This is a genomic window from Nannocystis sp. RBIL2, from assembly GCF_026626745.1.
Classification (GTDB): Bacteria; Myxococcota_A; Polyangia; order Nannocystales; family Nannocystaceae; genus Nannocystis.
The window spans coordinates 4,708,080-4,733,209 of the sequence record NZ_JAPNJW010000002.1 but is presented as its reverse complement, the minus strand read 5'-3'; the positions used below and the strand labels follow the sequence as shown (position 1 = coordinate 4,733,209).

The 25,130-nt window shown below is 71.9% G+C and carries 20 protein-coding genes; 6 read left to right on the top strand and 14 right to left on the bottom strand.

What is annotated here, in order from left to right; all coding sequences use genetic code 11:
* Positions 1-52 precede the first annotated feature (52 nt).
* Complete coding sequence (locus OV090_RS43570; RefSeq protein ID WP_267710825.1) at positions 53-1,204, bottom strand: hypothetical protein; 1,152 nt, start codon at positions 1,202-1,204, stop codon at positions 53-55.
* A gap of 78 nt (positions 1,205-1,282) precedes the next feature.
* Here OV090_RS43570 and hisD point away from each other — a divergent pair, with 78 nt between their 5' ends.
* Complete coding sequence (gene hisD, locus OV090_RS43565) at positions 1,283-2,587, top strand: histidinol dehydrogenase (RefSeq protein ID WP_267710824.1); 1,305 nt, start codon at positions 1,283-1,285, stop codon at positions 2,585-2,587.
* A 30-nt stretch (positions 2,588-2,617) separates the two neighbouring features.
* Entirely contained in the window at positions 2,618-3,727 is a 1,110-nt protein-coding gene (locus OV090_RS43560) for a histidinol-phosphate transaminase (RefSeq protein ID WP_267710823.1), read from the top strand.
* A gap of 89 nt (positions 3,728-3,816) precedes the next feature.
* Here the strand turns inward: OV090_RS43560 and OV090_RS43555 are convergent, their stop codons facing one another.
* The 10 genes from OV090_RS43555 to OV090_RS43510 all read right to left on the bottom strand — a co-directional run bounded on the left by OV090_RS43555 (position 3,817) and on the right by OV090_RS43510 (position 18,107).
* A complete protein-coding gene (locus OV090_RS43555; protein WP_267710822.1) occupies positions 3,817-6,594 on the bottom strand; it encodes a PAS domain S-box protein in 2,778 nt (925 codons plus the stop codon).
* A 407-nt stretch (positions 6,595-7,001) separates the two neighbouring features.
* The gene (locus OV090_RS43550; RefSeq protein ID WP_267710821.1) at positions 7,002-8,147 is read right to left on the bottom strand and encodes a hypothetical protein; all 1,146 of its coding nucleotides are present in this window, start codon (positions 8,145-8,147) and stop codon (positions 7,002-7,004) included.
* 88 nt (positions 8,148-8,235) lie between these two features.
* A complete protein-coding gene (locus OV090_RS43545; RefSeq protein WP_267710820.1) occupies positions 8,236-9,030 on the bottom strand; it encodes a sterol desaturase family protein in 795 nt (264 codons plus the stop codon).
* Positions 9,031-9,033: 3 nt separating this feature from the next.
* Positions 9,034-10,545 (bottom strand): Rieske 2Fe-2S domain-containing protein, encoded by a 1,512-nt coding sequence (locus OV090_RS51265; RefSeq protein WP_267710819.1) that lies wholly within the window; start codon positions 10,543-10,545, stop codon positions 9,034-9,036.
* A 250-nt stretch (positions 10,546-10,795) separates the two neighbouring features.
* Entirely contained in the window at positions 10,796-11,521 is a 726-nt protein-coding gene (locus OV090_RS43535; protein ID WP_267710818.1) for a hypothetical protein, read from the bottom strand.
* A gap of 386 nt (positions 11,522-11,907) precedes the next feature.
* A complete protein-coding gene (locus tag OV090_RS43530; protein ID WP_267710817.1) occupies positions 11,908-12,891 on the bottom strand; it encodes a calcium-binding protein in 984 nt (327 codons plus the stop codon).
* 208 nt (positions 12,892-13,099) lie between these two features.
* Positions 13,100-13,495: a DoxX family protein gene (locus tag OV090_RS43525; protein WP_267710816.1), complete on the bottom strand. Its 396-nt coding sequence runs from the start codon at positions 13,493-13,495 to the stop codon at positions 13,100-13,102.
* Positions 13,496-13,559: 64 nt separating this feature from the next.
* Positions 13,560-15,224: an efflux RND transporter permease subunit gene (locus tag OV090_RS43520; RefSeq protein ID WP_267710815.1), complete on the bottom strand. Its 1,665-nt coding sequence runs from the start codon at positions 15,222-15,224 to the stop codon at positions 13,560-13,562.
* Positions 15,225-15,234: 10 nt separating this feature from the next.
* On the bottom strand, positions 15,235-16,557 hold the full coding sequence (locus OV090_RS43515; protein ID WP_267710814.1) for an aminotransferase class III-fold pyridoxal phosphate-dependent enzyme: 1,323 nt from the start codon (positions 16,555-16,557) through the stop codon (positions 15,235-15,237).
* 53 nt (positions 16,558-16,610) lie between these two features.
* Positions 16,611-18,107: a CoA-acylating methylmalonate-semialdehyde dehydrogenase gene (locus tag OV090_RS43510; RefSeq protein ID WP_267710813.1), complete on the bottom strand. Its 1,497-nt coding sequence runs from the start codon at positions 18,105-18,107 to the stop codon at positions 16,611-16,613.
* Positions 18,108-18,563: 456 nt separating this feature from the next.
* Here OV090_RS43510 and OV090_RS43505 point away from each other — a divergent pair, with 456 nt between their 5' ends.
* On the top strand, positions 18,564-19,637 hold the full coding sequence (locus OV090_RS43505) for a hypothetical protein (protein WP_267710812.1): 1,074 nt from the start codon (positions 18,564-18,566) through the stop codon (positions 19,635-19,637).
* A gap of 72 nt (positions 19,638-19,709) precedes the next feature.
* Here OV090_RS43505 and OV090_RS43500 read toward each other — a convergent pair whose 3' ends face one another.
* Positions 19,710-20,333: a hypothetical protein gene (locus OV090_RS43500; protein ID WP_267710811.1), complete on the bottom strand. Its 624-nt coding sequence runs from the start codon at positions 20,331-20,333 to the stop codon at positions 19,710-19,712.
* A gap of 533 nt (positions 20,334-20,866) precedes the next feature.
* Here OV090_RS43500 and OV090_RS43495 point away from each other — a divergent pair.
* Both OV090_RS43495 and OV090_RS43490 read left to right on the top strand, forming a co-directional pair.
* Entirely contained in the window at positions 20,867-21,394 is a 528-nt protein-coding gene (locus tag OV090_RS43495) for a DUF4142 domain-containing protein (protein WP_267710810.1), read from the top strand.
* Between the two features lie 446 nt (positions 21,395-21,840).
* Positions 21,841-22,203 carry a hypothetical protein gene (locus OV090_RS43490; RefSeq protein WP_267710809.1) on the top strand — a complete coding sequence of 121 codons (363 nt, stop codon included), beginning with the start codon at positions 21,841-21,843 and terminating at the stop codon, positions 22,201-22,203.
* 122 nt (positions 22,204-22,325) lie between these two features.
* On the opposite strand, the gene OV090_RS43485 is transcribed toward OV090_RS43490, so the two are convergent.
* The gene (locus OV090_RS43485) at positions 22,326-23,027 is read right to left on the bottom strand and encodes an MBL fold metallo-hydrolase (RefSeq protein ID WP_267710808.1); all 702 of its coding nucleotides are present in this window, start codon (positions 23,025-23,027) and stop codon (positions 22,326-22,328) included.
* Positions 23,028-23,081: 54 nt separating this feature from the next.
* The gene (locus OV090_RS43480) at positions 23,082-23,591 is read right to left on the bottom strand and encodes a hypothetical protein (protein WP_267710807.1); all 510 of its coding nucleotides are present in this window, start codon (positions 23,589-23,591) and stop codon (positions 23,082-23,084) included.
* Between the two features lie 353 nt (positions 23,592-23,944).
* Here OV090_RS43480 and OV090_RS43475 point away from each other — a divergent pair, with 353 nt between their 5' ends.
* Complete coding sequence (locus tag OV090_RS43475; protein WP_267710806.1) at positions 23,945-24,991, top strand: AraC family transcriptional regulator; 1,047 nt, start codon at positions 23,945-23,947, stop codon at positions 24,989-24,991.
* Positions 24,992-25,130 lie beyond the last annotated feature (139 nt).

Below are 25,130 nucleotides of genomic sequence, written 5' to 3'. Positions count from 1 at the left end.
TCCGCCGATCACGCGACTTCTTATTCAACCCTCACACGCGCGCGACGAAGCGTCACGGTGCACCAGGCATGCCCCAGGGCGTCGGCTCGGACACGAGGCGCAGGTTCAGCGTGAAGGCCGGGTCGCGTTCGCTGTCGGGCGGCAACTCGATGAACAGATAGGGCGCGACGCCGGCGGCGCGCAGGCTCGTGAGGCGACCGATCACGACCCGCGCGGGGGCATCGGTGCCGGCCGCGCACGCGAGTTCGTCGGTGGCGAGGCAGCCGGGCGCGCGCACTGCGAGGCCGACGTCCGGACGGCTGACCGTGATCTCGAGCGCTCGCGCCGGCGGTGTGGCCGGCAGGTCGAGCTGCAGGACCCGCTCGCGCAGGCCGGCGCCGCCGCACGTATGGGCGTGGGCGTCGGTCTGCGGCAAGGCCGGGTCGACGACCAGCGCGGCCTCGCCGTCGGCGCCCAGCACCACCGGCGTGCGCAGGGCGGTGCTGCAGGTGTCGGCCGGCAAGGTCGTACATTCGGGGGTGTCGCCGGGGGCGCTGGCCATGCACAGGGTGCCGGCGACGCAGCGCCCGCGCGAGGCCGGCTCGCACACCTCGCCGGCGTCGAGGACCCGGGTCAGGCCGATCTCGAGGTCGTAGCTCAGCGGGTCGGGGGCGTCCTCCGGGGCTGGCTTTTGATTCAGGTCCGAAAAGACAGCCGGGTCGATGCCGACGGCGAGGCGGAGGACGGTGCCGCCGGCCAGGTCCTGCAGCGCGAGCGGAGCGTCGGCGGCGCAGGCGATCTCGCGCCCGCCGAGGCAGTCGTCCGGGGCGAACGAGAGCCGCGGGGCGAAGCCGACGCCGCGGGCCGCGACGGTCAGATCGGCCCGCACCGGGACCTCGACGCGGAGGAAGCCGTCGGCCCCGCCGCCCCCGCAGACGCCGCCGATCGCCTCGTCGGCCGTCATGGCCCGCAGGTTGCCGCGGTAGCGCCCGTGCGACACGAGCAGGGCCTCGGCGCAGGCGTCGGCCGGCGCAGGCGCCTCGGCCCACACGCCGCTGGTGCTGCTGTCCTCGGTGCCGGCGCCCTCGGTCGTCTCCGCGCCCGGGGCGGTGCAGCCGACGTGCGCGAGCGTGAGCGCGAGCCCGAGCCCGGCCGCGACCGGCACGCGGAGGCCCGCGCGGGCAGGCGCGAGGACGCGAGCTGTGCGGTGCGCGGCGGGCGACATCTGCGCAGCAGACAGGATAACCAAGAACCGGGCGGGTTTCACTTCCGTCAGGGCCGTGAGCGCTGTACCTTGCGAGCCATGCGAGACCTCGGCTTTCGCACGCTCGACCTCCGTGGCGGGGGTAGAGCCGAGGACCAGTCGACCTGGCGGGCCCTCTGCTCGCGCGCGGCAGGGCTCGAAGGCGAGGCCGACGCGGCCGCGCGCGCAATCATCGCGGACGTGCGGGCGCGCGGCGACGCGGCGGTCTGCGAGCTCACGAGCCGCTTCGAGCAGCGCACGCTGACGCCGGAGCAGTTCGAGATCTCCCGCGAGGCGCGGGCGGAGGCGGCCGCGCGCGTGTCGCCCGACCTGCGCGCGGCCCTCGTCACCGCGGCCCACGGGATCCGCGTGTTCCACGAGACGCAGGCCCAGGCCGACACCGGCCTCGAGATCGAAGATGTCTCTTTGTACAGCCGGGTCGCGCCGCTGCGCCGGGTCGCCGTGTATGCGCCGGGCGGCACCGCGGCCTACCCGTCGTCGGTGTTGATGGCCGGGATCCCGGCCAAGGTCGCCGGCGTGCCGGAGGTGATCCTGGTGACGCCGCGGGCGCCCGACGTGGTGCTGCTGGCGGCCGAGATCGCGGAGATCGACCGGGTGTTCCAGATCGGCGGGGCGCAGGCGATCGCCGCGCTGGCGCTGGGGACGGCGACGGTGCCCCGGGTCGACAAGATCGTCGGGCCCGGCAACGCCTACGTCACCGCGGCCAAGCGCCAGGTGTTCGGGCTGTGTGCGATCGACGGGATCGCCGGGCCGAGCGAGATCGTGGTCGTCGCCGACGCGACCGCCGACCCCGAGCTGGTCGCCGCCGACCTCATCGCCCAGGCCGAGCACGACGTGCTGGCCTGCGCGATCCTCATCACCGACAGCGAGCCGCTGGTGCCCGCAGTGATCGCGGCGCTGACCCGTCAGCTCGGCGACCTGCCGCGGGCCGAGATCGCCTCGCAGGCGCTGCGCGACCACGGGGCCGCGGTGCTGGTCGACGACGTCGCGGCGATGGTCGCCGCCGTCAACGCCTACGCGCCCGAGCACGTCGAGCTGCTGCTCGCCGACGCCGACGCGGTGGCGCCGCAGATCGCCACGGCGGGGGCGATCTTCGTCGGGGCGTTCACGCCCGAGGCCGCCGGCGACTACACGGCCGGCCCCAGCCACGTGCTCCCGACGGCCGGCGCGGCCCGCTTCGCCTCGCCGCTCGGGGTGTGGGACTTCGTCAAGCACACCAGCGTGCTGCGGCTCGGCCGCGACGCGCTGGCCGCCCAGGCGCCGGCGATCGCGCGCCTGGCCCGAGCCGAGGGGCTCGAGGGCCACGCACGCGCGGCGGAGCTGCGGCTGCGCGAAACGACATAGCTTTTCAGACATGACCCGGAGGACATGTTCATGACGACATCTGAGTGGACTCGCCACCTGCGACCCGCGCTGGCGGGACTCGACGTGTACGACATCGAGCCGGTGCCAGTGAAGGCGCGCTTGGCGGCGAACGAGCTGGCGGAGCCGTGGCCGATGGAGGTGGTGCAGGAGGTCGGCAAGCGAGTGGCTCAGCTCGAGCTGAACCGCTACCCCGACACGTCCGGGCGCAAGCTGCGGGCGCTGCTGGCCCAGCGCCACGCGGTCGACCCGGAGGCGGTGGTGCTCGGCTGCGGCAGCGACGAGCTGATCGGCTTCCTGCTGACCGCGCTGGGCGGCCGGCCGAGCGAGCCGAGCTTCATCGTCGTGCCGACGCCGACGTTCCAGATGTACGGCCACGCGGCCCGCTGTCGCGGGATCGGCGTGCTCGAGGTGCCCCTCACCGAGGAGCTCGAGCTCGACGAGACGCTGATGCACGAGGCGCTCGGGGTCGCCACCGGCGCGGCGCTGTGCTTCCTGGCCCGCCCGAACAACCCGACGAGCAGCCTGTGGGACTCGGCGGTCATCGAGCGCCTGATCGCGCAGCACCCGGCGACGGTGTTCGTGCTCGACGAGGCCTACATCTCGTACTCGCCGGGGGCGACGCTGTGGCGCCAGGGTCTGCCCGACAACGTCGTGTACATGTCGACGCTGTCGAAGATCGGGCTGGCGGCGCTGCGGATCGGCTACCTCGTGGCCCCGCCGGCGCTGCGCCGGCCGCTCAACGTGGTCCGCAACCCCTACAACGTGTCGGCCACCAGCCAGGCGATCGCCGAGCTGGTGCTGACCAAGTTCGACGGCGTGCAGAAGGCGATGCTGACCCGCAGCCTCGCGGCCCGCCAGAAGCTGGTCGGGCTGCTGGAGAAGATCCCCAAGGCCAAGGTGTTCCCGGCCCACGCCAACTTCGCGGTGGTCCGCCTCGACCCCGCCGGCGAGGCCACCCGCGTCGCCGAGGCCCTCGCCCAGCGCGGGATCCTCGTCAAGGACGCCTCGGCCATGCCGCGCCTGGCCGGCTGCCTGCGCGTCGGCGTCGGCACCAACGCCGAGCTCGACCTGCTGGCCAAGGCGCTCGTCGAGGTGATCCCCGGCTACCCGGCCACCTGAGCCGGACCGAAGAGACATGCGCGAAGGGGCATGCCCTGGGGGGCATGTCTATTTGTGCATGTTTGTAAGAACATGTCCGAAAGGACCGCTCACTCCCGCGGCGGCTCGCGCGGCAGCAGGCAGTGGAAGCTGGTGGTCGCGCCGGGGGCGCTCTCGACCCACATGCGGCCGCCGTGGGCCTCGACGATGCCGCGCGAGATGTAGAGGCCGAGGCCGAGCCCGGGGACGGGGCCCTCGCGGGCCTCGCGGGTGCGGGCGAACCGGCAGAACAGCGAGTGCTGCTGGTCGGGCGCGATGCCGGCCCCGCGGTTGACGACGACGAGCTCGACTGCGTCGTCGCGCGGGCCGACGTCGACGCGGATCTCCCGGCCCGGCTCGCCGTACTTCACGGCGTTCGACAGCAGGTTGTCCAGGACCTGGTGGATCCGGTCGGGGTCGACCCACGCCGGCTGCGGACCCTCGGCGACCACGCGGATCGGCGCGCCGGGCAAGGTCTCGCGCGCCTGCTCGACCGCGCCGGCGGCCAGGGCCGCGAGGTCGACGAGGCGCGGCTGGACGGTCAGGCGGCGCGACTCGATGCGCGAGGCGTCGAGCAGGTCGTCGATCATGCGGCCGAGGCGGCGGCTGGCGGTCTTGATCCGCTCGAGGCCGCGGCGGGTCCGCTCTGGCGCGGCGTCCGGGTGGCCGCGCAGGAGGCCGTCGACGGTCAGCTCGACGACGGCGACCGGCTGCCGCAGGTCGTGCGCGACCACGGAGGTCCACTCCTCGCGCAGGCGCTCGAGCTCCTTGAGCGCGCTGATGTCCTGAAACACGATCGCGGCGCCGGCAGGCTCGCCGTCGGTGACGAGCGGGGTGGCGCTGACGAGCACCGGCAGGCCGCGGCCGTCGGGACCGACGATGACGTACTCGACGCCGACGAGGGTCTCGCCCCGCAGCGCGCGGTTGGCCGGCGTGCGCTGGAACGGCACCGGCGTGCCGGCGGGGTCGCGGACGTCGTAAAGGCGATCCTCGGGGTGGCCGACGAGCCCCGAGCGGCGAGCGAGCGCGGCGGCGACGCGGTTGCGCAGGACGATGGTGCTCTCGCTGTCGACGACGATGACGCCCTCGGGCAGCTGGTCGAGGACGGTCTGCAGCCACGCGCGCTGGAACGCCTCGCCGACGTAGCGGGTGGCGATCTCGATCGCCGCGCCGGCGCGGGCGGCCAGCAGCTCGATGAGCCGCTGGTCCTGGACCGAGAATTCGTCGGCGCCGATCTTGTCGGCCAGGAAGAAGTTGCCGACCGGGCGGCCGTGGAAGCGGATCGGGACGCCGAGGAAGCTGCGCATGTCCGGATGGCCAGGCGGGAACCCGCCGAAGGCGGTGTGCCGGTGCAGGTCGCGGGTGCGGATGATGCGGTTGTCGCGGGCGACCGCGCCGAGCAGGCCGATCGGCCGCGGGTTACGGGCGATCCGGCGGGCCACTTCTTCGGAGACGCCGAGGGAGATCCACGGGTCGAAGGGGACGGCGGGGTCGGTGCCGATGCCGAGCCCGACGTAGCGCGCGTCGGTCAGGGTCTGGGCCTGGCGAGCGATGACCTGCAGCACCGTGGCGAGGTCGGAGCGCGGCAGGTCGGCGACTGCCTCGGACACCGCCGCGGCGGCGCGCGTGAGGTCCTCGAGCTCGGCGCGGAGCCGCCGCTCGGCGTCGTGGGCCCGCCGCAGCGCCTCGTCGGCGCGCTTGCGCAGGGTGATGTCCTGGGCGGTGCCGATCCCGCGCAGCGGGACGCCGGCGCCGTCGAGGTCGACCTCGGCCTGCTCGCGGATCCACTTCACCTCGCCGTCGACGACGATCCGGTGCTCGACGTCGAAGGGCACGCCGGCCAGGGCGGCCTGCCACGCGCGGTCGACGTGCGCGCGGTCGTCCGGGTGCAGCAGGTCGAGGAAGCGGCGGTACGTGAGCGGGGTGCCGTGCGGGACGCCGAAGATCCGGTAACTCTCGTCGCTCCACGTAACCTCGTCGCGCCGCAGGTCGAGTCGCCAGCTGCCGACGCCGGCGACGGACTGGGCGCGATCGAGGTCGGACTGCCGCTCGCGCAGGGCCTCCTCGACGCGCCGGCGCGCGGAGACGTCGCGGACGAAGGCCTGCCAGCGGCCGTCGGTGAGCAGCCTGGCGCGGATCTCGACCGGCAGCTCGGTGCCGTCCTTGCGCCGCACGCTCGACTCGAAGGCGTCGGGCAAGCCGTGCAGGACGTCGGTGGGATCGGTGGCGTCGATGTGCAGCAGGTCGAGCAAGGTCAGGCCCAGCAGCTCGTCGCGCGAGTAGCCGAGCATGTGACAGGCGGCGGGGTTGACCTGGGTGAGGCGACCGGCGGGGTCGGCGATGAGGATGCCGTCCGGCGCCTGATGGACCAGCGAGGAGGCGAGGTGCCGGGTCGCGTCGGCGGCGGCGCGCTCGGCCCGGCGCAAGCGCTCGTGGAAGACGCTGAAGACGATGCCCATGCCGACGAACACAGTCATCGGCACGAGCGCGGCCGGGTCGTGCTTGACGAGCTGCTGCGCGGGCGGGACGAAGAACCACCACACCAGGACCGCCGACAATGCGGTGGTGCTCAGGCCGGCGCGCAGGCCCGCGAGTGCGGCGGCGGAGAAGACTGCGGGGTAGAAGAAGAGGAACCAGGTGCGCGGGATGAGGCGCCAGAGCAGCAGCTGAAGGACGAGCGCGAGGAACGGGAGCGCGAGCGAGACGAGCAGGCGCGGGGCTAAAGGGGGACGCGCCGGGGGCGAGGCGGCGCGGGGGCTCGGCGAGGCGCGAGGATCGGCGGGCGCGTCGCCGACCTCGCCTAGCCCGTCCGTGCTGTCGTGCTCGTCGGCGGCGACGCGACTCACCATGCCCGAAGGTGTGAACCCGGTGACGCGCGAGCGCCCGGGCGGCGATGCGCGCGCGGGCGGTGCGGCGTTTCGCGGGCGCGGCGCCGGGGGTGTCGCGGCGAGGAGGGGCGGTGCGCGAGATCGTTGGCCGGGCTGACCCGCGGGAGAGAGGCGGGGCGCGGCGGTCAGCCGGGGGCGGTCGTCGGTGCCGGCCGGCCGCGAACACGCCGGCTCGCCCGCACGCGACCGGCGGCTTTGACCGGACGGGCTCCGGGGAAGGCCGCGGCCGGGCGAGAGCACCGAGGCTGTCATGTCCAAAAGGACATGCTCATCAGAGCATGTCCTCAACGTCATGCGGTCGGCGCATCGAGGTCACGCGCTCGGACAGGACATGTCCTCGGCGACATGTCTCTTTTAAAAAAGGAGTGTCAGCGGCGACGGCGGCGCAGCGGGCCGAGGAGGAACGAGTAGAGGGCGATGCCGGCGAGGCCGAGGCCGGACACGCCGGCCAGCCATTTTGGATAGCTGGTGTGCGGGCGGCCGGTGACGGTGTACCACTCGTCGCCGTCGCTCGGCAGTTTGACGGCCTCGAACGAGTAGTCCTCGTCAAAATCCTCGGCGCAGACGTACAGCCAGCGCGTGTGGCCGGTGATGTCGGTGGCCTCGACGTGGCACTGGCCATACGTCTGATGCATGCTCGTGCTGACGTGGGTCTCGGGCGTGAAGGCCGCCATGATCACCGCGAGGCTGGTGAAGTAGAGGACCACCGCGGCGTGGAGGATCCGGTCGGCGCGGCGCGGCTCGGCCGGGTTCGCGTGCTTGCTGCCGCGCCAGATCAGGAGGCCGTAGACGGCGATCACCGTGACGAGGCCGATCGGCCCCGGGACGCCGCCGTCGAGCTGCTGAAGGACGTTGAGCTGCAGCATCATCAGCAGCGTGCTGAGGCCGCACACCAGCGCCAGGCCCTTGGCGACCGTCTTGCCGGAGACGGCGGGGTCGCGGTCGGTGGCCTTGCCGAGCAGCCACGAGAACGCGGCGACGAAGGTGATGACCCACATGGTGCTGCCGATCGGGGCGCCGAGGAGTCGGCTGGCGATCGGGGCGTCGCTGTCGTGCCAGGTCCACCACAGGAACTTGGCGCCGGTGATGTCGTAGGGGGCGTAGAACAGGCTGCCGGCCAGGCCGGTGAGGGCGGCGCGGGCCAGCGGCGGCAGGCCGAGGCGCCACACCGACACCGTCGGGAAGTACATGAAGCAGACGTAGACGCAGGGGATGTACAGCGGCAGGCGCGGGGTCAGCATGATCGTGCCCTGCGCCTGCCAGAAGTTGTCGACCAGCGGCAGCGCCATGAAGATCATGTCGTTGGCGGTGCCGGCCAGCAGGGCGCCGAACCACGCGAGCAGGTGCTTGCGCCGCTCGGCGCCCTGCTTCCACGCGTGGGTGAAGGCCAGCGCGGCGCAGGCGTAGAACAGGTACTCGCCGAGCAGGAACGACGGCATCACCGACCACTGGTCGGCGGGGTTGGAGAAGGTGTGCCAGGGGAGGTGCGGGGCGAGGTCCCAGGGGGCGTGCATGCGGTGCCGATCGGGGCGATGAGAGTCGCGGCGGACGCGGTCGTCGGGCAGGTGATCCGCGGCGAGAGAGGTCGCCGCGGAGGATGGATTACTTGTAGCTGACGAAGTCGTCGTCGCTGCTTCCGCCCGAGCCCCTGCCGCCGTAGACGTCGGCGCCGTAGCGGCGGTTCTTGCGGCGCAGGGTGCCGTGCAGGCGGTCCCACAGCAGCAGGCACTGGCCGAAGTTGCAGTGGAAGTGGGCGTGGTGATCGTCGTGGAAGCTGGTCGGACCCTGCCACGGCCAGCGCGAGCTCAGCTTCACGCCCGAGTGGTCGATGATGTTGAAGACGAGGATGTAGACGAAGACTGTGATCGCGGTGAGGTAGTAGATCGGCAGGAAGAACATCGGCACGAAGGTGACGGCCTGGAAGGTCAAGAACTCGACCGGGTGCATGGCCGTGACCACGAACGGGGTGGTGGCGACGTAGCGGTGGTGCCACGAGTGGACCTGGCGGAACACCAGCTTGTGGTGCATCGCCCGGTGGGCGTAGTAGGCCAGCAGGTCGACCAGCACGAAGAAGGCGGCGCTGCTGAACAGGAACCACGCCCAGCCGCGCTCGGCGAAGTCGAAGTAGAGGCCGGTCGGAAGGCCGCGGTCGAGGCTCCAGATGAAGGTGCCCGACAGGAGGCCGCCGACCGTCATGTTCAGGGTCGTCAGCCGCATCGCCTGCCGCTGCTGCTCGGGCCGGAGCCAGCGCTTCGGCTGGCACTTCCAGGTCTCGGGCTCGTGGCGGCGGAGGACGTAGTAGCGGAGGTGGTAGTAGCCGGCGACGCCCCACACGATGGCGAGGCCGCCGACGATCGACCAGAACGCGAGGACGAGCCAGCGCAGAAACTCGTCCATGGTTCACACCGCGGCTTCGAGGGGGAACAGGCGCTGCATCTTCATCGCCAGGCGCACGGGGCCTCGCAGCCGGCCGCGGCCGGTCGAGAAGGCGCGGGCGCCGTTGAGCTCGCCGTTGATCATGAGCAGGTAGTCCTCGGCCGACATCTCGATGGTGATCGTCGGCGCGGGATGAGTGCCGGCGACCCGCTGCACGCTGCCGCCCTTGATCTCGGCGAAGTAGGCGCAGGCCTTGTCGCCGGTGAGCACCCACTGAATGACGGCCGTCAGGTCGCCGGCCGCGGCGGGGTTGAAGCGCCGCTCGAGGGTTTCGAAGTAGTCGCCGACCGAGGCGAACTTGCCGGTGACTGCGGCGGCTCGCGGCTTGCGCGGGCCGAGGTCGATCAGGTGGGCGTCGAGGCCGCCGTCGTTGTTGTTGCTGTCGTGGTCGTTGCTGCCGCCGTTGCTGTTGGCGGCCGGGGCCTGGGCCAGGGTGCGCAGCCAGCCCTTGAGCTTGCCGAGCGCGGTGGTCGGCTGGGCGGCCGCGGACGCGGGAGCTGCGGTCGGCTGGGCGGCGGTGGCCTCGGGGTAGTCGTAGAACTGGCGGCACCAGCGGCGGTAGCGACCGATCGGGCCGTCGCCGCCGGCGAGCATCGGCTTGTCGAGGTAGGCCTTGTTCTCCCAGATCGGGAAGTCCTTGGGGAAGTCGACCAGGAACGCTTTATAAAAGATGTCCTCGATCTCGTGGGTGTAGCCCTCGTCCGCCATCTGCTTGATGTTGCTGACGCCGAAGATGGCGATCGTGTCCTCGTCGATCGGGGTCGGGTAGATCCGCTGACGCGTGCGCATGTCCGAGGTCAGCACCGTGGTCGACGAGACGATGTGGCCGATGCCGTACAGCTTGACGTCGAGCTGGACGTCGTTGAACTCGTCGGGCATGTCGATCGGCGCGCCGGAGGCCTCCATGTGGAGGACGACGCGCATGAAGTGGCCCTCCTGTTCGACCGAGAGCACGTCGGTGCGGCCGACGTGGTGGACCGGGCCGAGGTGCGAGCAGTCGACGGTGTTCTCGGCGACCTCCTGCGGGTGCGAGCGCACGACCCACCGCACCGTCTTGTTGCCGGTCCAGCCCTCCTCCTCGAGCACCGGGACCTCGTAGGCCGGCGCCTCGCCCTTGGGGCAGTACCAGGCCAGGATCACGCCGTTCTGCTCGCGGATGTGCCAGGTCTTCACCGCCGCCTTGGGCGGGATCTTCGGGGCGTACGGGACGTCGACGCACACGCCGTCGGTGCGAAAGCCCCAGTCGTGGAACGGGCAGCGCAGGCACTCGCCCTTGACGTGGCCGCCGCCGAGGTGCGCGCCGAGGTGCGGGCAGACCTTGTCGACCGCCGACAGCACGCCCGATTCGGTGCGGAACACGACGATGTCCTGCGCGAAGTAACGGAGGGTCTTGACCTGCCCGGGAGCGATGTCCTCGGGGAAGCCGATGACGAACCAACCACGCGGAAACGAAGGGAAAGGAAAACGAGCGCCCACGGCCGCACACGGTACCGGCGCGCGTCTCGCGAATCAACGAGGGGGGACTCCGGGTATTGCTCGTGGGCCCGGGCCCCCAGCGGCGAGTAGATAAGTGCCGCTGCGGCAGCATTGCGGGCGGCGCTCGTGGTTCGCTCGCTCTCGCATGATGGGGTGATCGGGCGTGTTCGCACATGTACAAAGGGCCAGGTCTCGAAAGACCTGGCCCAAAGATCATGGCTGAAAGGACCGGCGCGAACCGGGCGGCCCTTCAGGCGCGGAGCCAGCGGGCGAGCGGGCGGGCGAACGCGAGGGGGACGAGCAGCATCAGCGAGGCGAGCAGGGCGAAGCCGGGCCCGTGGAGGATCAGGCTGCCGCTCGGGGTGGTGAGGAAGTAGCCGTGGGTCGGCGCGCCGAACAGGCCGAGGCCGTCACCCAGGGCGATCGCGCCCGCGCCGGCCGCCGCGAACAGGCCCCACGTGCGCGCACGAATCAGGCCGACCAGGGCGGCGACGCCGAGGCCCAGCGCGGTCAGGTGCAGCAAATCCTGGCGCGGGGCGAGGGTGAAGAGGATGAGGAAGGGCAGCGACATGCCCGCCGACTTGATCGAGCGCCGCAGGAGGATCAGCGACTCCTCCTGGAAGTTGTAGCGCTCGACGCACGCCTCGCTCCGCTCGTAGCGGGCCGCCATGCCCTCGCCGCCGAGGAACAGCGCCACCAGGACGTGCGAGATGCCGAACACCAGCAGCGACGGCTCAGGCCCGGTCTGCGGCAGCGCCAGCAGCGAGAACGCCCCGAACTGGCCGAGGCCGATGGCGAACCACCGGGCCCAGAACCACTCGGCGGCGACGCCGACGAAGGCCACCCCGTAGACCGCGGCGAGCGCGGCGTAGCAGGCGTACAGGTCCTCCGGGCCCACCAGGGCGACGAGCAGGAAATTCCAGAAGTAGAGGCTCAGCAGGAGGAGGGAGATCGCGCGTCGGATGCCGAGAAACATGGTGGAGTGTCGCAAAGCCTACGCCCGCCCGGGGGCCGGCGCAACGACGGCGGAGGCCGCGCGGGCAGCCCCGGCTGCAGCAGGCTCCAGACCGGGCCCCGGCGGGGGACGAGGGCTGTCTCTTCGGACATGTCGGCGGCCGGGCGCGCGGCCGCGCAGGTCGCGAGGTCGAGGTCGGTCGCCCGGGGGAGCCGGGAGATCCACGGGCCGCCGGCGGCGTCACGAGCGGGGCGCCGGCCGGCCCGTGGCGACGGCCGAGCCCTCGGGTGAATGAAAGGACATGTCCGTTCGGTCATGTCCTTTAAACAATATGACAGCGAGAGCGACGGAGACGGCGAAAGGCCGCGCCGGACGGGTCCGGCGCGGCCTTCACGGGGCAGCGGGGCTCACTGGCAGGCGAGGTGGACGTCGACGACCTCGCCGACGCGCTCGCGGCCGAGGGCGTCGCGGTAGGTGAACGCGGCGCGCTCGATCTCGCAGTTGGAGCGGCCGTCGCAGCGCGAGTCGGCGCGGTAGGTCAGGCCGATGGCGACGATGCCGAGGGAGGTGATGGGGGTCAGCTCCCACGAGGTGGAGCGGCGGTCGGCGTCGTGGTCGGCCCACAGGAGCAGGCGGGCGAAGGCGGGGTCGCTGGCGGAGATCTTGCCGTCGCGGTCCTGGTCGAGCTCGGCGAGGGCGCTGAAGCCGTTGTCGGCCAGGCTGCCGCCGCGCAGGACGGTGGCGCTGCCGAACAGCTCGCGGCCGGCCTCGATGGCGCCCGAGTCGTCGCGGTCGAAGGCGAGCCACGGGGTGACGGCGGTCGGCCAGTCGGTGGCGCCGCAGGCCGGGCCGAGGTCGAAGCTGGCGGCAGTGCTGTGGTAGCGCACCGGGTCGGCGCCGAAGTTGAAGACCAGCGGCGTGGTGGTGCCGCCGTCGTCGCAGTAGTCGACCCACTGGGGCTGGCCGTCGGCCTGCAGATCGCAGGTCAGGCAGCCCTGCTCGTCACCCGGATTACACGTCGGCTCGGCCAGGCACGGGCCCCAGAAGTGCTTGGCGTCCGGGTAGTTGAAGTCGGTGGCGCAGAACTGGGTGCCGCCCTCGCAGGCCCGCGCTTCGCCGACGATCTCCGGCGTGCACGGCGTCTCCTCGACGGGCCCGCTGGTGGTCTCGCTCTCGCCGGCGGTGCCCTCGGTCGGATCTCCGGGGCTCGCGGTGCCGGTGCCTTCGGTGCCTTCGGTGCCCTCGGTGCCTTCGGTCCCGTCAGTTCCGTCGGTGCCCTCGCTGGCTGCGATGTTGCCGGTCTCGTCGCCCGGCTCGGGCTTGCTGTCACAGGCGATCAGGGCGGGGGTGAGCAGGAGCGCGGAGAGGGACAGGACGGTGCGGGTCAGCATGCCGGCCCCTAAAGCGAGGCTCGTGCCACGGCGAGATCATTGAATAATTTGGACGATGCCGGCTCTCGGGCGCTCGCGGCGCGACAGGCCTGTCGTGCGCGCAGTTCATGATCCCGGCCGGCATGACTCTGGAGCCGCGGTGGGTCCGACAGACCCGGGACGGGCTGCTGCGCGCGCCTTCGCAGCAGCCCAGGCGGCCGCGGGGAGCTCAGCGCTTCAGCGGCAGGAGGGCGCGCAGACGAGGGTCGCGGAGGTAGAGGCCGCCCCAGGCGAGGGCGCCCAGGATCACGGGGAAGAGGATGTTGCCGAGCGTGTCGCCCATGCGCGCGTGGACGTCGACCGCGCCGCCGAGGTAACCGGTGACGAGGATCGCGCCGAGGACGCTGGTGGCCGGGATGGCGTAGAGGATCGTGACGATCAGCTCGACGATGCCGATCTTCAGCAGCGCGCCGTCGGGGTAGCCCATCGCCTTGAAGCCGGCGACTGCCTCGGGGTTGGAGCCGAGCTTGGCCGAGGCGCTGAAGAGCAGCATCGCGACCGGGAGGACCGAGAGGCCGATGCCGATGCGTCGCGGCCAGGGGTTGGAGGCTTGGGACTGGGTCATGACCCGAGCAGCTTGACGAGCGAGCGCCGGCCGCACAAGCAGGCACACGCGTGTGACCGCCGATTCAGGGGCCCTTGTCCGGCAACTCGCCACCCTCGGCGACGACGAAGCCCGGCGGCAGCTCTAACTGGTTGATCTCGCGGCGGACCGCGTCGCCGTCGGCCGCGCGGCGCAGGCGGACCTCGACGGCGGCGGTCGGGACGCGATCGATTCGGTCGAGGGGTCCTCCGGAGGAGGAGGCCTGCAGCTCGACGAGGTCGCTCAGGGGGATCGGGCCGGACGGCGAGGCGACGTGGAGATCGCGGACCTGCTGGTCGAGGGGACCTGTCCGATCGAGCATGTCGATGTCGGCCGCGAGCTCGGGCCAGGGGCGCAGCCCGAGGGCCGGTAGCGGGCCGCGGACGGTGAGCGGGCCGGCGGCGAGGCGCACTGCCGTGACTGCGGCGGCGAGCGGGACGCCGTGGGCCGCCAGCGCTTCGCGCCGCAGCTGGACCGCCTGCGCGCCCGGGCCAGGCGCGAGGACCCGCAGGCCGGTGACGCCGGGCAGGCCGGCGAGGCGCTCGCCGAGGCGACGCGCGAGGCCGGCGCGCAGGTCGGGGTCGGGACCCTGCACGGCCAGGCTCACGACGTGGTCGGCATGGGCCCGCGGGGCGAACACCGCGACCTGGGCGCCGGCTGTGCATTTGGACATGGTGATTCGGACATGTTCGATGGGGAAGGTGGTGGTGAGGCCGGCCAGCAGGCGGACGCGCGCGAGCGGCTGGCCGGGGCCGGGCGCGGTGACCGTGAGGGCCCAGGCCGGCAGGTCGGGGACTGCGGCGAGGCAGGCCGCGACGCTGCTGCCGAGGTCGTCGCGGGGCGGCAGCGCGGCGCCGAGGACCGCGAGCTCGCCGTCTGCGGGGACGAGGTCGGCGAAGAAGTCGACGGTGGGCGAGACGAGGTCGACTGCGTGCGGGCGGGCGCGGGCGGCGACATCGCTCGGGTCGGCGCCGGACTGGGTGAAGGCGGTGACGAGGGAGACGGGGCCGCGCGCGGCGTAAGCCCGGCAGGGGGACGGGCGCGGTCCGTCCTGCAGCACGGCGACGTCGCGCAGCTGCAGGTTGGCGGTGATCGGGCGGGTGACGAGGCGCTCGAACAGGGGCGCGGAGTCGGGGTCGGCGAGGGTGGTCGTGACTGCGTCGACGAGAGCGTCGATCGGGACGCCGGCGAGGCGGGAGCGATCGAGGAGGACGGCGAGGCGCCGCTCGCCGACGCCGCAGACTTCGACGCGGCCGACCCCGACGGTGCGCTCGAGGGCGCTGCGAACGGCGTCGGCGGACTCGGGGAGGGTGGCGATCGCCAGCGCGGGTACGACGCCGTCGAGGCGGTGGAGAAGCGGGGGTTCAGCGTCAGTCGGGAGGTTCGCGACGACGCCGCCCAGGGCGTCGCGCACTGCCGCGATCGCGCCGGCGTCGGTCAGGGTGGCGACGACGTCGACGTGGCCGTCGAGGCTGCGGGCGTGGAGCCGCCGGACCGCGGGGAGCCGGGCCAGGGCGTCCTCGAGCGGGGCGGCGACGTGGGCCTCGAGCTCGCCGGCGGCGAGGCCAGGGACGGCCACTTCGACGCGGACCTGCACCGGCGGGGCCGGCGGCGCGGGCTCGGCCTGGGGCGGCGGGGGCGGGGCGGTGCAGGCGGCGAGGGCGAGGATGACCGAGAGGACAGGGCCGAAGCGACAGGGCCTTCGCGCCATGTCCATACGGTCAGCCTTCGACGGCCTCGTCGGTGATCTGTAGGCCCCGGTCGATGATGGCGAAGCCCTCGCGCAGCTCGGCCTCGGTGATCGACAGCGGCGGGTTGCACATCAGGGTCCACCAGTGCGAGATGGTGAAGAGGCCCTCTTGCTTGAAGAAGGCCATCATGCGGTCGATGGCCGGGTGCGAGCCGTTGTAGGGGGCCATGCGGGTGCCCTGGCGGTCCTTCTGCAGCTCGATGGCGCCGAACAGGCCGATCGCGCGGAAGTCCCGGACGCTCGGGTGCCTGGCCTTGAGCGCGGCCATCTCGGCGAGCATGACGTGCTGCATGCGCGCGGCGTTGCCGACCATGTCCTCCTCGAGCATGACGTCGAGGACGGCCTCGGCGACGGCGAGGCAGAACGGGTGGGCGTTGTAGGTGAGGCCGCCCCAGAACACGTTGTCGCGGAAGTGGGCGGCGATCTTGTCGGTCACGCCCATGGCCCCGAGCGGGACGTACGAGGACGTGAGGCCCTTGGCCATGGTGAGGATGTCGGGCTGGGCGCCGAAGTGCTCGAAGGCGAACAGCTTGCCGGTGCGGCCGAAGCCGCACATGACCTCGTCGCACACGAGGAGGATGCCGTACTTGTCGAGCAGCGCGCGCAGGCCGGCCAGCCAGCCCTCGGGCGGCGGCTGGATGCCGTTGGTGCCGATGACTGTCTCGACGAACATCGCCGCGATCGTGTGCGGGCCCTCGTACTGGATGACCTCCTCGAGGTAGCGCAGGTGATTGGCGGTGCGCTCGGCGTCGGTGGTGCCGAAGGAGAAGTCGTAGGGGATCGGGTCCATCACGCGGATGAAGCCGGACGCGCCGGGCTCGTTGGCCCAGCGGCGCGGGTCGCCGGTCATCTGCATGGCGGCGTGGGTGGCCCCGTGGTAGCTGCGGTAACGGCTGAGGATCTTGTGCCGCCCGGTGTACAGGCGGGCGGCCTTGATCGCGTTCTCGTTGGCCTCGGCGCCGCCGAGGGTGAAGAAGAACGAGTTGATGTCGCCGGGCACGAGCTCGGCGAGGCGCTGGCCCAGGCGCGCGCGCACCGGGGTGGCCGCGCTCGGGGCGGCGAACAGCATGTGGCCGTCGATCGCGTCCTTCATGCGCGCCAGCACCTTCGGGTGGCTGTGGCCGATGTTGACGCTCATCAGCTGGCTGTTGAAGTCGAGGTAGCGCTTGCCCTCGGGGGTGTAAAGGTACACGCCCTCGGCCCGCTCGAACGCGAGCGGCTGCAGCGGGCCGCTCTTCGACCACGACCACATGGTGTGTTGCTTGCAGAGTTCGACGATGGTGCGGCTGTCCATGGCGGGATCCTCGAGACGCTCGGCAGGTCTTCGCTAAAAGAACAACATGTCCCTCAGGACATCCAGGTGGCGTCCTTGCTGAGCTGCCAGCGGGTGGTCAGCTTGCGCGCGCGGGTCCAGAAGCGCAGGCCGTCCCAGCCGGTCAGGTCGCCGGCGCCGAACAGCGACTGGTTCCAGCCGCCGAACGAGAACGGTTCGCGCGGGACGGGCACGCCGATGTTGACGCCGCACATGCCGGCCTCGAAGCGCTCGATGCAGTAGCGGGCGACTGCGCCGTTCTGGGTGAAGATCGAGGCGGCGTTGCCGTAGGTGCTGGCGTTCTCGATGGCGATCGCCTCGTCGACGGTGCGGGCGCGGACGATCGAGAGGACGGGGCCGAAGATCTCCTCGCAGCCGGCCGGCATGTCGGGCTTGACGTGGTCGAGGATCGTCGGGCCGACCCAGTGGCCGACGCCGCCGGGGCTCTTGGCGCCGCGGCCGTCGAGCAGGACCTTGGCCCCGCGCCGCTCGGCGTCGGCGATGTAATTGTCGATGCGCTCGACGGCGCCGCCGTGGATGACGGGGCCCATGTCCTCGCCGAGGCGCAGCTTCCTGGCGTGGGCGACGATGGCGTCGATGATCGGATCGACCTCGCCGACGGCGATCATCAGCGAGGCGGCCATGCAGCGCTGGCCGGCGCAGCCGTAGGCGGAGGCGACGACGGTGGTGCTGGTCAGCTCGAGGTCGGCGTCGGGGACGACGAGGAGGTGGTTCTTGGCCCCGCCGAGGCACAGGGCCCGCTTGCCGGCGGCGGCGCTGCGCGAGTACACGGCCCTGGCGACGCGGGTGCTGCCGACGAAGCCGACGGCCTTGATGTCAGGGTGATCGGCGATCGCCTCGACCGCAGGCTGGCCGCCGTTGACCGTGTTGAACACGCCCGCCGGCAGGCCGGCCTCGCGCAGCAGCTCGGCCAGCTTCATCGCGCCGTAGGGGACGACCTCGGACGGCTTGAGGATGAAGGTGTTCCCCGAGACCAGCGCCTGCGGGAGCATCCACAGCGGGACCATGATCGGGAAGTTGAAGGGGACGATGCCGGCGCACACGCCGAGCGGCTCGTAGGTGATGCTGCAGTTGATGCCGCGGCTGACGTCGAGCTGCTCGCCGGCGACCATGTTCTGCAGGCTGATGCCGTACTCGAGGCACTCGATGCCCTTGAGCACGTCGGCCCGCGCCTCGCCGATGACCTTGCCGTTCTCGTGCGAGACCAGCCAGGCGAGCTCCTCGAGGTCGCGCTCGAGCAGGGCCTTGAGGCGGAACAGCACCTGCACGCGCTCCTTGATCGGCGTGTCGCGCCAGCCGGGGAAGGCGGCCTTGGCGGCCTCGACGGCGCGGGCGACGTCGGCGGCGCCGGACATGGTGACCTGCCCGAACGACTTGCCGTGGCGCGGGTTGTCGACCGAGAGGCTGTCGCCGGCGGCGGAAGGGGTCCATTCGCCGCCGATCCAGTTGTTGCACTGGACGTAGGGCGTGAAGTCGTAGCTGCGGGCAGGGAAGCGCAGGTCGTTCGTCATGGCGCGGTTCAAGGTGAGGGATATCCCAGGCCGCGCCGCGGCGAAAGGGGGCCCGGCGGCGCAGGCTGGCTCCGGAACGCGGATCTGGCCGGCAATTCGCCGGTGCGGGGGTCGCGGGCCGGGAGGTCGCGGCGAAAATCGCAGGCGGGTTCGGCGGCGGAGGTCGGCGCGGCCGGCGGGCGCGTCGCCGCGGGCGTCGGCGAGGGCGTCCTGTGCGACGCGGATCCGCGGGCCCGCGCGGCCCGACGTGCGCGCGGAGTGATGTGGTCTTCGGGACAGGTCGATGCTCACGCCGATCGGGCGCGGGCCGGTCCTCGCGTGCGAGCGTAGGCGCGTGCGACCCCGGGGCGAACGCAGCCGGGCGACGGGGTTTGCATGAGGCGAGTGTCGCGATGGCCTGTCGCGGTCGCGCGTGATCGAGCCCCACGCGTGGCGGCGCTGGGCTATGGTCCGATCATGCTCGCGCGACTGTTGGTCCTCTCGCTCACCTCGTGCGTCCTCGCGGCCTGCGGCGACGACGGCCGCCCCGGAGGCGAGGCGTCGGCGACGACGACTGCGTCGACGACCGGCGCCACTGCGAGCACGACCGCCGAGGCGCCGACCTCGAGCTCGACGTCCGGGGACGCGACCGGCACCGGCACGGCGACGACGAGCACGAGCGAGACGCCGACCGGGACCACTGCGGTGACGTCGACGACGACGAGCGTCACGAGCACGACGGATCTGTCGACCAGCACGACCGAGCCGAACTTCTGCGACCCGCAGGCGGTGGCCGACACGACGGCCTTCACCTACGTCAAGAAGATCGACACGGGGATCCCCGACAAGGTGCTGCAGGCGTCGTTCTACAACGGCGACGCCGACGAGGTGATGATCATGTCGTTCAGCGGCAAGGCGCGCCGCTTCACCACCGACGGCACGCCGAAGGGGGAGGTGTTCGACGTGCCGGCCGAGGCGCTGCCGCAGCTCGACGGGGCGACGTACGACGCGAAGCTGCAGCGCGGGCTGCTCATCAATCAGAGCTGCGTGCTCGTCGAGGTCGACCCTGTGACTCTGGCGGTGCTGGAGCCGCCGCAGCAGCTCGGCTTCGGCATGAGCATCTGCGCCGGCCTGGCGCTCGGCCTGGACGACAACCTCTACATCGCCAGCTACGGGTCCGACGAGCTGGTGGTGCTGTCGCGCGACGGGCTCAGCGAGATCCACCGCGTCGACATGCCGGTCCAGGTCGGCCTGACCGGCTTCGACGGGATCGCGCTGATCGCCGGCAGCGAGAATTTTTTGGTGATGAGCACGGCGCCCGACGCCCGCGCGGCGATCATCGACCCGCTCGGCGCAGTGGTCGCCCCGGCCACCAAGCTCGGCCTCGCGGAGGCGCCCCTGCTCGGCGGGGCGCCGATGCTGCCCGACGCGGTGCTGACGCTGTGCGGCAACGGCCACGCGTGGCTGTGCGAGGCCTACGACGCGACCTGCTTCGACTACGCGCCCGACGACGGCGACAAGGACGCGTGCGGGTGCCTGATCCCGCAGTGAGAGGCAGGATGGAGAATGTCTCGATGGACATGTCCCTCGAGACATTCGTGAGACGGGCGCCCAGGGCTCGGGCTAGGACTCGCAGTTCTGCTCCTCGGGGATGCAGACCAGCAGCTCGTCGCCCAGGCCGTCGGTGAGGCAGTCGAAGCGCTCGCGGCCGGTGGCCAGGTCGAGGCAGTCGGCGAAGTAGGTTGTTTCCTTGAGGGTGTTGCGGGTGTCGGGGCCCCAGTAGCTGCACAGGTCGGCGCCGCCGGAGCGGGTGACGATCGCGTTGCCGTCGGCCTGGATGTACACGCTGGTGTCGTAGGCGTACTGGCCGAGGCTCTCCTGGATGAACCAGGAGACCTTGCCGGGCTTGCGGTCGCGCAGGGCCTCGAGGGCGCACGCCAGGGCGCCTTCGTCGTTGACGGGGTGGTCGGGCTCGCAAGCGGGCTCCTCGCAGGAGAGGCCGACGCCGGGGCACAGCTCCTCGCCGCAGGTGGCCTCGTCCGCCAGGCAGGCGCAGTCGGGCGCGAGCGGCTCGCCCGTGGTCTCCGTGTCCGGCGGCATGGTCACGCTGTTGGCGGTGGTGTCCGGCGTCTCCGTCGGGTCGGTGGCGATGCCCGTGGCGGCGGTGCCGTCGTCACCGCTCGCCTCGGTGGCTGCCGTGGCAGTGGCATCCTTGCCGGTGCCGCAGGCGAACAACAGAAGGCTCATGGCGCAGTTCAAGCGACGTAAGTGCATGCTGCGGAAGGTGACACGGCGGACCTGGGCGGACAAGTCGCGCAGGAGAGGGAGAGGAATGTTCTGGAAGTCGAGATGGGCGGCTCGGAGATGGCGTCGGCGGGACAATCTGTTCGATGAGACAGGCGGTAGCGATGGGAACGACGAGCGCCGAGGTCGACGTGGTTTTTCGCAATCGAGAGCGACTGTCAGTTCTCCCCGCGAGGCGGCAAGGAGGTCGCGAGGACGTGGAGAGGTCGGCGCGGATCGGTCCGCTGAGGCTCGCCCTCGCACCGGGCGGGCGGCCGCCCACGTGTCGCGCAGGACATGTCGAGAGGGACAGTGTGGGGGCGGGTACACGTTCGACCGGTGGCGCCCGCGCAGACGCGGACGGGCGCGAGGAGGCGCGAGCGCGAGGTGGCCCGGCAGGGCGAGCACGCGGAGGACGACCCCGCGCGGTCGGCCCGGGCCAGGCTGTCGGCATGTCGATGGGGAGGTCCGTTGTCCTGGTGGCGATGCTCGCGGTCATGGCGGCTCCGGCTCAGGCCGCGCCCGCTCCGGCGCTCCCGGCCGCGGCGTTGCCGAGCCCGCCGGCGTCCGATGCGGAGCTGCTCGGAGTGCTGGCGACGATCCACGCGGTCAACCGCGAAGCCGCTGCGCCGGGGCGCACGCGCGGGACGGATCGCCGGGTGCGGGCGCTGGCCGAGACGATCACGCGCCACGCGATCGCAGGGCAGCGGCGCCAGGCCGCCCTGAGTCATGAGATGGAGCAGCGCGCGGTGGACGGCGACACGGGCGACGGGCTGCGCTTCGCGGCCAGGCGGGCATCGCCGGGGCTGGCGTCGCTGGGCCGCGGGCCAGGGTTCGACGACGCCTGGCTGAAAGGACAGATCGAGACTCTGATGCTGGTGATCGACGCGATCAACAACAAGTCGCGGCCGTACGCGCAGGCGCCGGCGCTGCAGCAGGAGCTGGTGGCGGTGGTGGAGCAGGCCGCCGCCGATCTGGCAGCCGCCCAGGCGCTGCGGGCGGCGCTGGCGAAGCCGGTGAGTTGAGGTCGGCGGAGAGTTGGCTGGCGAGGCTGGCTGATCACGGAGGCGGCGAAGTCCGCGGCTCCAGGGTGGAGGCGAAGTCCCTCGGCCGAGGTGGCGAAGCCCGCGATGCAGGGCCGGCGAGGCGGGAGGACGTCGCTACGAGGTCGGCGAACGGCTGACCTCGCCGTGACTCGCCCGCGACGATCGGGGCCATGGGTGAGAGGGGCAGATCTCGACACAGAAGGCCGTTCTGCGGCTTCCCGGCGGCTTCTGGTCGCCTGTCGTTGCCGATGCATGCGAGGCGCCTGACGAGATCGAAAGCATGGGCGGGCGTCGAGGCCAAGAAGCCCCACGTCGGCGATGAGGCCTGCGCCGAGGGACGTGGGCGCGAGACGGCCGGTCGTGCGATGCTCGCCGCGGATGCGACCGCTTGCTGCGTCGCTCTCTCTCACCCCCAGGAGAATGTCATGACCCTGTCGATCAAGCTCTCGCTGGCCGCGCTGTTCGTCGCGGCGTTCGTCGCTCCCGCCTGCTCCGGCGGCGACGAGGACTCCCTGTGCGCCAAGGCGGCCGGTCCGCTGGCGGGCATCGTCATCCTCGAGGCGAAGGAGACCGGCGATTCGCCCGAGATCATGAAGACGCTGAAGTCGGAAGTGAAGGCCGAGTGTCAGGCGCAGAAGCTCGAGGAGAAGCACAAGGACGTGCTCGAGTGCTACGACAAGAACCGCTCGGCGATGGGCTATCGGCTGTTCAAGACGTGCGCCGAGGAGCCCGGCAAGACGCTGATCGCGGCGGTGGTCGCCAAGCACGGCGGCAAGAAGCCGGAGTGACGCCGGCGCGATCCGAGGAGAGGGCAGTCGCCGATCGGCGGCTGCCCTCTCGCGCCCTGGCGAGTCGGCGAGCTACCCGAGTCGTCGTCCGAGGAAGCTCCGCGTCCGGCGCTTCATCGAGCTCACTGCAGCGGGCGCTCGAGGGTCGTGGCGAGCGCCCGGATGAGCGCGCCGCCGTCACCCCGCCAGGCGCTGCCGTGCATGCAGGCGAGCGTGGTCGGCTGAGTGCGAGCCAGCCGCTCGAGCAGCTCGGCCTGGCGGCGGCCGTGGGCGAAGTAGTCCATCTCGGCGCGGAACGCCTCGCTCGGACCGAGGATGTCGGACTCGGTGAGGGGCACGTCGCTGCCGCCGCTCTGCGTGAACAGGTCGCCGCACAGCAGGGTCCGGGTCTCGCGCTCGAACAGGTAGCCGCACTCCCAGCCGTGCGGCACGTGCGGCGCGTCGAGCCAGGTCACGCTGCGCCGGCCGAGCGTCAGCGATTCGCCGTCGGCCAGGGCGCGCGGCGGACGATCGGCGAGGTCGGTCATCGAGACCATCGCCGCGACCTTGCTGCACAGCGGCGAGGCGATCGGCGCCACGGCCAGGAGTTGGTTGAGCGCGCCGCACTCGTCGGCCTCGACGTGCGAGAAGCCGATCCAGCGCAGCCGCTCGAGCCCGATGACGCGGGCGATCGCCGCGCTCACGCTCTCGAACAGGCCGCGCGGCCCGGTGTGAAACAGCAGCGGCTCGTCGTCGACGATCAAGTACTGATTGAAGTTGAACCCGGGCACCTTGGTGTTCAGCCGGTAGATCCCGTCGGCTACTTCGTCGACTCGCGTCTCCATCGCGCACCTCCGAGTTTAGTTTAGCGCGTACGGGGCTGCAGTGCGCGGGCGGCTTCACTGCGCGTGGGCGGCCAGCGCGTCGTACACCGCGTCTTCGACGAGCCGCGCGTCTTCGGCGCCGACCGCAGGGACGGTGGGCCACGGGCCTCGCGGGGTGCGTGGCACCACGAGCTGTTGCACGGTGTGGGTCCGCAGCGAGAGGGCCGCTTGCATGCGGCTGCCGACGTTGATGCGCTGCACCCGGAGCGTCCCGTCGGTGACGCTGCCGAGCACGGCCCCCTGCGGGTCGCGCACGCTGAGCTGCCCCGGGCCCCACACGAGCTCGATGAACGGGCGCTTCGTCAGACCTGGCCCCGGCTGATCGGTCTGCACGATCAGCACGATGAGCGTCACGAGAGCGACCAGGGGGACCGCCGTCAGCGACGCGAACATCAGTGACTCGGCGCGAAAGCTCAGCAGCAAGCCGAGGCCCAGGGTGAGCACGGCGCCGACGCCGACGGTGATGGCAGCCCACCAGGCGAAGAAGGCGAGGCGGTTCGTTCGGTACAGCAGCGTGCGATGCAAAGCGACTGCATTTTACCACGCGGCTCCGTGCGGAGGTGACACGCGGCCGCGCTCGGCAGATTTCATGTTCGTCACGCGGCGCGTGGCGTGCGTCGGCGTGTCAAGCGATTTGCGAGACGCGGCGACGGTCGTCGAGGGTGAAGCGGCCTCGCGCGAGCGGCCCGCGGGTCGCTCACGGGCCTGCGGCCCGCATCCCGAGATCCCCCTCAGGAGGCCCGCCACTGCCCGGCAGGGGCGGTTTCGCGGGTGATCCGTTGCGCGGCCGGCGACACTATCAGGCGCCGCCGCGGGGGCGGATGAGTCGGAGCTGTCTGAGCGTCAGGCGGGCCTCCGTGCGACAGGGGGGATGGTTCATGGGGGGAGTTCAATTGGCGCTGCCGGGGCCCGAGCTCAAGCTCGGGTCGTTCTCGATCACGGGGGTGCAGATGATCGTCGCGGCGGCGGCGGCCCGCGGGCTCGACACCCAGGAGCTGCTGGACCGCATCGGCCTGCCCGAGGCCGCGCTGGCAGAGTCGGACGGCTGGGTGTCGGAGGTGGTCGAGTGGCGGCTGTGGGACGAGGCCGCCCGGATGCTGCGCGACCCGCTGTTCGGCCTGCACGTCGGCGAGGCGGTGGTCGACAGCCAGTGTCCGGAGATCCTCTATCACGCGGCGCGCGTGTGCCCGACCGTGGGTCAATCCCTGCACCGGCTGGTCCGCTTCTTCTCGGTGTTTCACCGGCGCACGCGCGTGTGCCTCGAGACCGACGGTTCGCTGGCGCGCTTCGTCAAGGACGGCGGGACGCGGGTGGTGCCGTGCCCGCACGGCACTCTGGCGGTGCTGGGCAACGTGCTGCTGCGCCTGCGCGGGCTGCTGGGCGGGCCGTTCCCGCTCCGCGAGGTGTGGTTCACGCATTCGCGCCCCGCCGACCTCGACGAGTACGAGCGCATCTTCGCGGCGCCGGTGCGCTTCGACCGGCCCTGCAACGCCCTGATCTGCGACCGCGCGCAGCTCGACTGGCCGCTGCCGACGCGCTCGCCGAAGCTGCTCGAGCTGCTCGACCGTCACCTCGCCGACATCGCCGGGCTGCCGGCCGACGACTTCCTCGACCTCGTGCGGCGCGATCTGTCGGAGCACCTGCACGAGGCCGCGCTCAACGTGGCGCAGACGGCCAAGCGCCTCGGCATGTCGCAACGGACGCTGCAGCGCCGCCTGCAGGACGCCGGCCGCAGCTTCCAGGACCTGTTCGACGACGTGCGCCGCGAGCTCGCGCTGCGTCACCTCGCCGCCGGCGACCTGACGATCTGCGAGATCGCAAGCCGCGTCGGCTTCACCGATCTGCGCGCGTTCTATCGCGCCTTCAAGCGGTGGACCGGGACCGCGCCCGGGCAGTACCGGGCGCACGCGCACGCGATGGCGTGATCGGCCCAATCATCGGCACGACCGGCCATGGTGGCGCCGGCGGTCCGCGCCGAATATCCGCGGTGCAGACGCAGCGGCGACCGATGAGGCGCCGCGAGTCGGCTCGGTCGCGTGATGCAGTGGCCCGTGGGACGGGTCC